We start from the raw sequence: 10,622 nt of genomic DNA on the forward strand, positions 1-10,622 counted from the left end.
CGTCGCTCGCAACAAGCTCAAAAGCGCTCAGCACCGACCTTCGATCATCGCCGCGTGCTGGATTCAGGCAACCTTGTGGTGACGTCATGATTTATGGAAAGGTCAATAGTACACGGCGAGCGCACTCAGGCTTTCTGTTACTAGCTGTGTAACTGCCGCACTCGACGCACGCAGGCGGTAGTGCGCGGCGCACCTAGTGCATGACAACCGCCGCGGAACATCGTTGGGCATTACCCAGATCGGCGCGAGATTGAGGGCGCGGCATGCTGAGGTACGGGTGCGAGCCTGATGCATGTGCTGTATTCAGCACTCGGTTTTCGGCGACGCGCGTCGGTTGGCAATATATGAACATCCACTACACGAGGATTTGTATGCGGCTCTTACTTGCTCTCATTGTGCCGTGGCTGCAGTTTTTCACTATCGGTCGTCCCCTTTCGGGAATCGTCTGTCTGTTGCTCCAGGTCACCGTGATTGGTTGGATTCCAGCGGCGCTCTGGTCCGTCTATGCACTGAGTCAGTACAAGACGGACAAAAAGATTCAACTTGCCCTTGTGAAGCGCAATTAGTGAGTGACCATTTCGATAACTTACGGGGGGGGCGGGAACGCTCGCCACAGTGGAATCCGGTGAGCTTCACCGGGTGCGAAGAACGCCTCCGATGTCGCCCGACAGGTCCCCGCCCAACAGCCCGATGATCCGAGTTTTGCTTGACTGCTCCCCTCCCTGAAGGCACCTTAAGGCCGAGGTTGCCCGCGAAAATCCGATGAAAATCGGCACTGGCGGCGACGTGGGGCGCGCAACAAGGCAAACCATCCGTCTCTTCACCGGACCTATCGGGCGGATTCACAGGTATCGCAACCAGCTCTGTATGTCCTCGTCCCTGCGCACTCGTCGTCTTCCGAAAATACCGCTGCAAGCGATCATGCCGCGAATGGCGAAGCTCACACCCGCATCCGTCCGGAGCTCGAAAAGAACGGTCGGCAAGCGCTCGGTCGCTCGCGGGGCGGGGTGATGACCAGGTTTTGCAGGCCCCAATTCGATTTCCGGAAGATTCGTATGCCCGCGGAATTTCAAGGTGTGACTGCAGGCGCGAGTGCAATACACGAATCTCTCAATTGAGGCGAGGGATTTCAGGAGAGGGTATATGGCAAGGCGTACACCGTGGACTTCGACTCTAGGCAGCGCGTCTTGTTCAACGCGACATCTATCTTAAAACCGTAGCTAGGGACGTGCATATGCCAATTGACCTCGAGGCGAGCCGTAGGGCACAGCAATTCAACAACAACGTGCACGACAGGGCCGAGCGGAAGCCTGCGTCCGTCCGTGGGCCGGTTTCCCCATCAAGTCACCACCGAATCTTCGACCAGATCGGACGGTTCCCATTGTTGCAAGCATCTTGTTCGCCCGGTCCGGCGAACAATTTCACTACGCCCCGAGTGGTACCTGCGGAGCCGGCGCTGTTATCGCAACTATTCCTCAAATTCGTCGTCGAACCTGAGTATCTGAAGGCGTTACATTGCCGTCCACAGCGCGCCGCATTCGAAGCTGCATTACTGCCCGGCCCGGAGTCGGATCTATTGGCAGTATTAGCGCACTCCGTAGGCGTCGGTCAGCATATGGAGGGAGATAAGCAACTGTCGGTACCTGCGGTCACCGCGCCGGTGTCGGGTTCGCGGCCAAATGGGCTGTGGCAAGCAGATCGAGTAAGAAAGGCGCGTTTCGCAATGCCGAAATCGATGGCCTATGTAGCCAGCGACATTCCTACTCGATCTTTAGTAGCGAGAGAGCTTGCACTTGAAAAAGGCGATGATCCAGACGAAGCTCATTCGGTAAGCTATCCAGAGTGGGTCGAACAGCGTGATCTTCCTGTGGGCGAAGACGTACTAACCATTACGACGAGGAAGATGAAAGCGCGAGACATTCTTATGAACGGAGACGTCCTTTTTGAGGGCTATGGTTACTTCGCCAATGGAAAATTGCGGGATAAATTTAACTACTGGCCTGAAGTTAACGGGATATTTGCAAAGAAGGCAAGTGTTGCGCTGCAGAAGCAGGTGGAGGAGTTGTCATCCGTCATCGTTAATTACTTCACTGCAGGTGGCTTTGGTCTGGAGTCAGGTAATGCGACAATATCTCAAATTGTAAAATCTCATGTCGACCATAGTGGTTTTGGATATACTTCTAAGATACGCGAGTATGCAAAATACGGCTATATAGTGGAAGTTGGTGATGGCAGGCGGGAGCATATGCTCGCTATTTCATTCCGTGATCTCGAATTGTCGATCCAACCTATGCCAAAGACGGCCACACACGCGCTTGCTCCTGTTAGAAGATTCTTTGGGCGTCCAGTTTCAGATATCGATAATATTTCTTCATTTGGAAAGGCCACTTCCCCGAAGACTACTGACAAGTTCGCGATAGAACACTTGCAGACCGCGAGGACCATCAATGATGTCGGTAGATGCGTTGCTGAAAGGCTCGTCGCGGCCACGGCGCAAGCGCTCGTCGAATCCGCCTTCGAAGCGGGGCTTACGCGACCAGATCACGTCGGGGTGCTCGTCGACCTGGCAGCGGTGTTTCCGTGGGCTAAGGCAGCTAAGCGGGGCAAGGGGATCTTTTCGACTGCTTCAAAGGGAGCGTTGCGTCCGGCAGCAGGCGTGCGGTCCCTGATCAGGGGTAAGTTATTGGAAAAAGCGCGCACCGCTGATTTCAAGCTGGCAGAAGCGCAGATCTTGGTCGGTAAGAATCCGAGCAGCATATTTGTGGGGTTGGATAAAGGTTTTACTTATAAAGGTTTTGTTTTTAGGGGCGACACACGTTCGACCGATGAGATCTTTAAAAGTGGTTTTGAATTGAGATCCGGAATCCGCAGCATTGATGAGGTAAATGGATTTCGAGGTGGATTCCAAGGGGCGAGAAACGCACTCGACGCAGATGGCAAAGGCATATCGGCCTCCCCATTTTTTAGAAGGGATGGCGCAGGTGCCAGTGTTTACGCCAAAGAAGGCTATGCCTACCTCATCGACGCACGGAAAATAGAAGGTTTTGATTTATATAGAAATTGTCATTTCAAACAGCATGTACCCCAATACCAGAGGCAAGGTGGCAATGCCATCGAGCAGGCAAAACTAGGGGCTGCGCGCGCGCATCCGCTGCCGTGGGAGATTAATTATGGAGAGAATATTCCTCCGCGGAATATCGTGGGCGCTTTTGACAGGGATGGCAGGTATTTTCCCAACCTGAGTTATAAGCGAGATTGATTATCGAGGAACAGGCGTTTGCAGATCCGGGTTTTCAGGAACATCATACAGCCGCAATCCGTAACGGCTTTGCCCGCTGCCGCACCGTCTGACTGGCCCGGATCTCGATGCCGTGTGCACTTTTTCACCCAAGTCATAGGCGGTGCCGGAAGTGTGAGCGCGTAGGGGAGCGTTCGCGGTTATTGAGGCCATCCTCAACGAGGAGCGAAGGCAATATGCAGTGAACGGCCGGCAACGAGGCGGCGTTGGGAGTTTGAATACGACGTTAAAGCGTGAGCCGAACTATGGATGGATAAGGCAAGGCCAAGCGCCCGGGTTACTCTGGGATGCAGAGGACAGGCCGCGGCTTCTCGGCTCACAGAATCTTGCGCGACTGCTGCGCCTGCATGACAGCGCCGACGCGGACGGCAAGCGCGGGCTGGAAGACTCTCGGATAAGCCATTTGGACAAACGGTCTCCCTTCGCCGACGTGGCGTATTTTATGTTTCTGGCCTTGCATTGCAGGGCCGTACTGTTGACGCATTGTCCGCAGCTGAGGTGCGTCTCGCTGGCGACAAGGTCTTCGGCTACATTAATCTGCTTGGGATCCTCGCCGCGCTCATGTCTCGTGAACTTATCGACATCGATTCGACGCTTTACGATCCATTAACACGTATCCTCGAGAACCACCCCGAGCAATTCGGCAAGCTCGGCGGCCTCGCCTTGAACTCCTCCGTGTATTGCCGTTTTGGTGCTAGCTTCTCTGACATTCAAACCTCCGTACAAACAGAAACCTAACAAAATTCCTCCTGTACGTGAAATCGAGGCACGGTCAGGGGATTGCACCGGCAAGCCAAGTAAATCAAGAATTACCGCGATTGGATTTTCTCACAGAAATCCGCGTCGAGCGCCGCCTGCGCGAGCTGAGCCTCGCGCGATATTTGAGGTGCAGACGCAAATCATCGAGCAGATACGCTCCAAGCACACGCCACCTGCAGACGTGCCTCAGGTGCAAGGGCAGTAGTCGCTGAACGCCCCAATCGAACTGGGGATGTATCCCCGCAAGGACAATTGATGAGTTGTTACTACAACACTACAACGAAGTGGAGTTCCGGACGAAACTTCGGGCTCAGTGGGCCGCTTTCTTTGATCTTGCCAGTCGGAAATGGCAAGTCAATCGGGCGCCGGTCGGTGATTGGCTTCCTGACTTTGCCGTTCGCCTCCCCTGTGGCCATTCCGAATGCCCGGGCGAGCACACGCTGCTGGTAGCCGTCCTGCCGGTCGTGGGGATCGCCGGGATGGAGGAATCCAGCATTGAAGCAACGGTACTCAGTTGAACAAGGCATGGGGAAGCCGCGGTGCATGAGGGTGCGCTCCTTGGCGCAATTCCAGCCGTTTCTGAATGTGAAGTGAGCCACGTCGCCGGCATTGATGCCGTTTCGGGTGGGGACGTCCATTTCATGGATTCAAGTTCGACTCTTAAATTGGCGAAGCTAGCATCTGCTTCATGGCCCTGAACGCCGCGGCACGATCGTCGCCAAGCAGAAACGCATTGACTCCCTGTGCGCGCCAGTGCTCATATTGACCCTCTGCTCGCGGGATCGCGCAAAAGGGCACCCGTCGTGCCTTGCATACCCGCGCAATGTGAGCGATCGCTGTCTGCACCAAGGGATGCTGTGCATCGGTGGGCACGCCGAAACTCTGCGACAGGTCGATCGCGCCTTCCAGAACCATGTCGATGCCAGGCACCGCCACGATGTCCTCGACGGCGTCGACGCCTTCCTTGTCTTCTATCATCGCGACCACCATCAATTCGCGATTGGCCAGCTCCAGATAAGGGCGCAGTGCTAACGTTCCAAAGCCGGTCGGGCGTCCGCCGGCAATACCGCGGGTGCCGAGCGGATAGTAACGCGCGCTCGAGACTGCCAGTTCGGCTTCTTCGCGATTGCGTACGTGCGGTACGACAATGCCTTGCGCACCCGCGTCGAGCACGCGAAGCACCACGTCCGGTGCCGCATTTGGTACGCGCACGAGCGCTGCTACGAATCAGTGTTCGATCTGTGCGCGAATCTGAAAGCAAGCGGCAACCTCCTGCACGAATGCTATGAGCGTACAACGTCGAAGCTTAGCACTGGCCCGGCATTGGGCGCCGCGATCCGCTGTTACTACAGCGGCAATTTCAAGCGCGGATTCCGGGCAGATCAAGCTGGCACGAGCTACGTACTGCGCGTGTTGGCCAACGAGACGACGGCCAATCTCGCGATCGACCCAGTGCCGGCAATCCCTGCCATAATGACCCGGCCAGTTACCGAGAAGGGCAGGGGCCGCGCCCGGTTGCGCAGCACGCCTGCATCAGTGAGAAATACTAAGTGTCCAACGGCGCAGGCCGGCGAGGCATAAGCCCGATGGGATGCATTCGCCGATTTCCATTCATGGTAACCAGAGAAACTAAAAATTGCGGGGGACCGGCAACCATAGCGTTAGCTAGCCGCGCCGAAACGAAAATAGCAGACGACCGTTGATGTCGGACGGATGCATGCGTGCGAGTAATCGCGCGGCTTCCGCAGATTCGTCCTTGTTCAGGTCTAGTCGATAGTCGCTGGTTGGGTTCATGGCTGGTTCAAATGAAGAAGCCCGCAACGCGGGGTTGATTGCTCGCGGGCTTGGATGCGGCTATTGGGTGCGCTGCCGGTTACGCCAGCCAGTCTTCGATGCGAAGCCCCGGCACGCTTTTGAATTCGTATTGTGCGTGATCAGCGTCAGCCAGCGCGCCCTCGCCTGCCCCCCGATCATCACGTCGTACGGCCCAATTGGCGATCCCTGCTGGGCCAGCTGCGCGCGGATTTTCCCGGCTTCGGCAGCGTCCTCGGTATCGAGCTCCAGCACTTCGAATGGGAAGATGTCGATGCGGGTGACGTTGGCTTCTACGCGTTGGATCTTGAACGCGCCGTAGAGCAGCTCGAACGGGACGATGGACGACATGCCGAAGTCGGACGGCGATTGCTGCTGCATGCGCCGGAGCATCTTCGGACGCAACCTCATGATCGCGATGAACGCGTTGGTGTCGGGAAGGAACCTCACTTAAACGCGTCCTCTAGCCCCGCCCGTCCCTGCTCGCTCCTGCACTGCCGCTTCGAAGTCCGCACCGACGGGGTCCGCCCACTTAAACCATTCTCGCGACGGTCGCTGCATCGGTCAGCAACCCCACACCGGGGATTTCGCTGATGGCCTTGACTGCCTTATCCTCTTTCCACCTCGCCGTTGCCAGCTCAAGCGACACCGCCAGTACAACTTCCTCGGTATATGGCCTGGAGACCTGTCGTGTGTGCATGACGCTCCCCTTTGAGGAAGCGTTGACGAGCTGATTTTACGGATCAGCTCGCCGCCTTTCTGCTACATAGGATCTAACACATTCTCTAGGCTTGGCCGGTGCCGCGCGCTCTCCACGCTTGTACCATCGGTGCTTTTGTGCGGCCGAAGCGTTCTTGGGCATGTAGTCAATCTTTTGATAAAGTCATTTAATGCTCCTCTCCGGAAACACGCTGCATCATCCCGAATTCGAAGCGTCGGCGAACGAAGTTGAATTGCGAGACTGTCATGCTAGAGTATGGAGCATCCTCCGGATCGTGGAAGATCAGTTTGCCGTTGTCTACGCCGATGATTACGGACGCGTGCCCATAGGGCTGGTTACCGCTGGTTCCCTTTTTCATCCATGAAAAGAGAATCGGCCCCGCTTGCAGGAGCAGTCTCTTTAAATCGGTCAACGAGTAATCGCGCTGTTCTGCGCAATCCTGTACGGTCTTCAGTTGTTCCCGTTCAGCGAGTGTGAACCTGCTGCCTGGCACAAGTTTCTCCGCTTCGTCGCTTCCGATTGCAAGGTGGCCAAGCAGTCCCTTGTCAAGCCTGCGTACGAAGAGTTCAGGAACGCCTATTCGCGGCCCTGCCTCGAAAAAGTGGCCCACCATACAAGCGCTCGCGTACCAGCAACCGGTGGGGTCGTTGCGTGGCGTTTCGCCCAATACATGTGCGCCGATGCTGCGTTGAGTGACAAATGTAACGTCAAGCCGAACCTGTCCTGACAGCGATGCCTCATGCAACAGAGCGTCGAAGGGCTTCCTGCCTCTTTGGGGCTGGGCGAACCCGGCTTCCCGCCATTCCCGGACGCGGCTGATCAAGCTGCTCAACTGGGGAAGTGGTGAAAATTGCACCCTCCGAGGGGCGTTATCTGCATCTGCCGTATGGGCAACTGACGGAGTCCTAGGTATCTGTCCATAAGAACCAACGTCACTGATTTTGGATAATTCCGTCACTTCAGCTTTTCGCAAAATTAACACTCCGTATCGCTCGGTCGAGTTCAGGTACTTCACAATATCTTACCGCGATATGCCGCATACGCATGGAGCACGTAACAGACCTTTACACACATAATGCACCACGCTGTAGGGGCGATCAGTTATGTGAAAGACTCGGACCAGTTGCCCTCCGAGGTCGCATGCTTGACTCGAGACCGGCCGAATGTTGGACAGTGTCCTCATTCCATACACACAAGCGTGGTGTCAAATACGTGCGATGGCTACTCGTACAATGTGAGTGAGGCCTGCATGCATCAGATACACAAGCGCACCAAGCCGATAAAGCGAATAGGTACACTCCATGCTGACTCACAGATATCCGAACGTTGTGGCATGCGCTCTTGACAGCAGGCTGGCGCGAATTGTCTGGGGCCCTCGCGACACGTTATACCGGATTTGCGAAGTGTAAGCGCACGTCGGTCATCAGCGGGCGATAAAATGGCAATTTAGAGGTGCTACCGGAGGAATGCGTGAAGACGTAGAGCATGATCTGCAGTAACCGTTTCGCGTCATGCTTGACGTGGACCTACGCCATGGCTTGTGTAGAAAGTTCCGGAACGTACCTGCCGATAACGTTTTTCGAGTCAGAGCAAGATCTACAACTAGGCGACGAATCGAGGACCGCTGCCCGAATTTTCGCCGCATCGGTCGAGAACAGGTCGGAAGGCAATTGACCCGTCCCCGCTATGGGGTGTTGTTCATTAGTTGCCTGGCTGTCTTACAGGCGATCTGATAAAACCTCTCGCAAGTGAATTTGAAATTTTGAATTTGTTAACAATCCAGGTTACGCCAAGAGCCAAGATAGTTCAGTGTGAAAAACGAGTATTCTGTGCCAACACAGGTGCTGCAATAATCTCTTCATTTGACGAAATAAATCATGGGAATAGATAATCTCCGTGCATTGATGCGTGATATGCACAATGTTAGGTCAGAGGCGCCTAGAATCGGTGAGCGGAAAACCGCTCAAACATTGCGCATTCGCGAGGCGGTCGATGAAAAAAAGATAGGAAATCCGAGACTGGCTGCGCTTGTCAAAACTCAGATGGCCGATGATCTCAGGAGAAAAGTGGGTCGAGATAATATGCAAACTTTCTCTGTGGGCCAAACCGGAGGGCCGTCTTCCAGGTCGCGTCTGGTCGCGGAGCGTCTAATTGCTCCATACGCAAATTATCTTAAAAATAGCGAGCAATTAGGAAATCGGAAAATCGTAGAAATTTTGAGAGGCATGGTAAATCAACTGGGGAAGCCCGCATTGGCGCAGCATCTTGATAATCCTCAGCAATATGTTTCACATGGATTCGATCATTCTGAGCGAGTGGCAGATTATACCGTCAAGATCCTTAAGGCATACCCGGAAATCGAACAAAGTGCTGCAGAAAAATACAACGTCTCTCGCGATGTCGCGAGTCTTCTATTCCAGATTTTAGCGCATTGGCACGATATAGGATACTCGGAGCTTGATGGCCGTCCCAAGCCGACGCATGGCTTGTCCAGCGCATCAAGGTTCGACGACGGCGTGTTCTCCCAGTTGCGCTTGTTAATTGGGCGCGAAAATGGTAGAGCTGAGTTGGTGCTCTCAGACATGAGGAAGGCAATTCAGCTCCACTCAGCGGATGTAAGTGCTAAGAGCTATCCAATTAACGTTAAAACCGATCGAGGTTCGCTACTGGTTCGAGATGTTGATTCTCTGGACGCTTTGCTGAGTCATTATTCGACCTCTTCGCGCCGTCCGCAACAGGTATCGAAAATCGAAATCCGTGGTGCCGACGCCAAAGCGATAGGGACACATGTCAACGATATCTTGAAGGCCCGGCCGCATCTTCAATCTGTAAAGGTCACGGCTCACGAGGAAAAGTCTGCATATACTGGTCGCCCAACTTCTCTCGATAAAGAGGGTAAGGTAAATGTTGGGCTGCGCTACACCGAGCAGGAATTGACTGAAAATCCGTTTGCCGTCATCCGTCTTGCGGATAACCTGGATATGGCGGCAGACCGTTTGAGTCCGCTTCAGCGATCCCCGGCATTTAGAGCCATCTATTGGACGCTCGGTGATCGAGGTCTAATTGGGCGCACGCTTGCCGAGCTAGCGAGCCTGGACGACAGGAACACGACTGATGTCCCCGATATTTTGCGGAATCTACAGAGTGCAGCGGCAGGTAGTGGATCCATCGAAGCTAACCGATCAACTCTTTCTGACGTCGCCGGCAGCCTTGCTGACGCTCGACAGCTCGATGCGGCAACGGCACGCCAACTGTTGGTAAAAGCAACCGTGGACAGTATTTTGAGAAGCCCGATTGCACAGGACCTGTCGGAGACGGATCGTTCCGACCTGCGCGACGTGGGTTATCGGATTAATGGGGAGTCAATCCACCATTTTGGCGGGGTCGAGGCGATCGAAAATATAGACGTTAAGCGGGGAAAAATCATTGTGACTGTAAATGTGCCGCTGTACCGTAAGTTGAATGAATTGAAAGGCCCCGTTGGAGTAGGTATTGGGGAATATCAGATCGAGCGGGCGCGACAGGCATTTTCCAGTTTGACCATTGACGGCAAACGTCCCGAAGTTGTGATGGTGGGGAGCAATACAGAAGGCGCGTAGCAAGTTCCTTCGTAAGCCGACCAGGACTATTGGTGGAAGGAAAAGAGGGAAGCAGACGCTTGGAGCGGTCCGCATTGCGGGGGCTTCAGTTGTGAGTTGCGTGCCGCGATTTAGCATGCTCGCGTAATTCGCTCGGACGAGTTCAATTCTGCTCGGCCTCGTTCAGAGTCGTCAAATTCTTGCTGGTTTGCGCAGATCCCGCGTGAATCAACGTCGATCTGGGACGAAACACTCTGGCTCGGTGCGCGGCCGAAAACGACACAGCTTGCAGACACTCGGTTGCCGGTTTCGTTGTGTGATTCCTCGCAAGGAGGAAGGGCACTGTAGTGGTCAAGATATTTCGGACAGGCTGATAGGCTGTTTCACTGTCAGTTTCGCCTCGTAGGCAATGGGCGACAGATAGCCCAAAGTCGAATGCAGGCGTACGGCGTTG

The 10,622-nt window shown here is 54.7% G+C and carries 8 protein-coding genes; 4 read left to right on the top strand and 4 right to left on the bottom strand.

Annotated elements, in window-relative coordinates:
• Positions 1 to 371: 371 nt before the first annotated feature.
• From HV796_RS38050 to HV796_RS38060, 3 genes are all read left to right on the top strand, one after another.
• On the top strand, positions 372 to 566 hold the full coding sequence (locus tag HV796_RS38050) for a YqaE/Pmp3 family membrane protein (protein WP_175232978.1): 195 nt from the start codon (positions 372 to 374) through the stop codon (positions 564 to 566).
• A gap of 668 nt (positions 567 to 1,234) precedes the next feature.
• Positions 1,235 to 3,259, top strand: coding sequence for a hypothetical protein (locus tag HV796_RS38055; RefSeq protein WP_175232979.1), 2,025 nt, complete (start codon positions 1,235 to 1,237; stop codon positions 3,257 to 3,259).
• 498 nt (positions 3,260 to 3,757) lie between these two features.
• Positions 3,758 to 4,036 (top strand): hypothetical protein, encoded by a 279-nt coding sequence (locus tag HV796_RS38060; RefSeq protein WP_175232980.1) that lies wholly within the window; start codon positions 3,758 to 3,760, stop codon positions 4,034 to 4,036.
• Between the two features lie 287 nt (positions 4,037 to 4,323).
• On the opposite strand, the gene HV796_RS38065 is transcribed toward HV796_RS38060, so the two are convergent.
• The 4 genes from HV796_RS38065 to HV796_RS38080 form a co-directional block, all read right to left on the bottom strand.
• Positions 4,324 to 4,695 carry a hypothetical protein gene (locus tag HV796_RS38065; RefSeq protein ID WP_175232981.1) on the bottom strand — a complete coding sequence of 124 codons (372 nt, stop codon included), beginning with the start codon at positions 4,693 to 4,695 and terminating at the stop codon, positions 4,324 to 4,326.
• Between the two features lie 22 nt (positions 4,696 to 4,717).
• A complete protein-coding gene (locus tag HV796_RS38070) occupies positions 4,718 to 5,269 on the bottom strand; it encodes an HpcH/HpaI aldolase family protein (protein ID WP_246356292.1) in 552 nt (183 codons plus the stop codon).
• Between the two features lie 642 nt (positions 5,270 to 5,911).
• Positions 5,912 to 6,250 (bottom strand): PIN domain-containing protein, encoded by a 339-nt coding sequence (locus HV796_RS38075; protein ID WP_246356293.1) that lies wholly within the window; start codon positions 6,248 to 6,250, stop codon positions 5,912 to 5,914.
• A 506-nt stretch (positions 6,251 to 6,756) separates the two neighbouring features.
• Entirely contained in the window at positions 6,757 to 7,605 is an 849-nt protein-coding gene (locus HV796_RS38080; RefSeq protein WP_175232982.1) for a papain-like cysteine protease family protein, read from the bottom strand.
• A gap of 862 nt (positions 7,606 to 8,467) precedes the next feature.
• Between HV796_RS38080 and HV796_RS38085 the strand changes: the two genes are divergently transcribed.
• Entirely contained in the window at positions 8,468 to 10,189 is a 1,722-nt protein-coding gene (locus HV796_RS38085; protein WP_175232983.1) for a hypothetical protein, read from the top strand.
• The last annotated feature ends 433 nt before the right edge of the window (positions 10,190 to 10,622 follow it).

The organism is Paraburkholderia humisilvae, assembly GCF_902859855.1.
GTDB classification, from domain to species: domain Bacteria; phylum Pseudomonadota; class Gammaproteobacteria; order Burkholderiales; family Burkholderiaceae; genus Paraburkholderia; species Paraburkholderia humisilvae.

What these genes read in the sequence shown, in the direction of transcription:
- HV796_RS38085 (WP_175232983.1), top strand. Translation starts at nt 8,468, where the DNA reads ATGGGAATAGATAATCTCCGTGCATTGATGCGTGATATGCACAATGTT.
- HV796_RS38075 (WP_246356293.1), bottom strand. Translation starts at nt 6,250, where the DNA reads ATGCAGCAGCAATCGCCGTCCGACTTCGGCATGTCGTCCATCGTCCCG.
- HV796_RS38055 (WP_175232979.1), top strand. Translation starts at nt 1,235, where the DNA reads ATGCCAATTGACCTCGAGGCGAGCCGTAGGGCACAGCAATTCAACAAC.
- HV796_RS38050 (WP_175232978.1), top strand. Translation starts at nt 372, where the DNA reads ATGCGGCTCTTACTTGCTCTCATTGTGCCGTGGCTGCAGTTTTTCACT.
- HV796_RS38065 (WP_175232981.1), bottom strand. Translation starts at nt 4,695, where the DNA reads ATGGACGTCCCCACCCGAAACGGCATCAATGCCGGCGACGTGGCTCAC.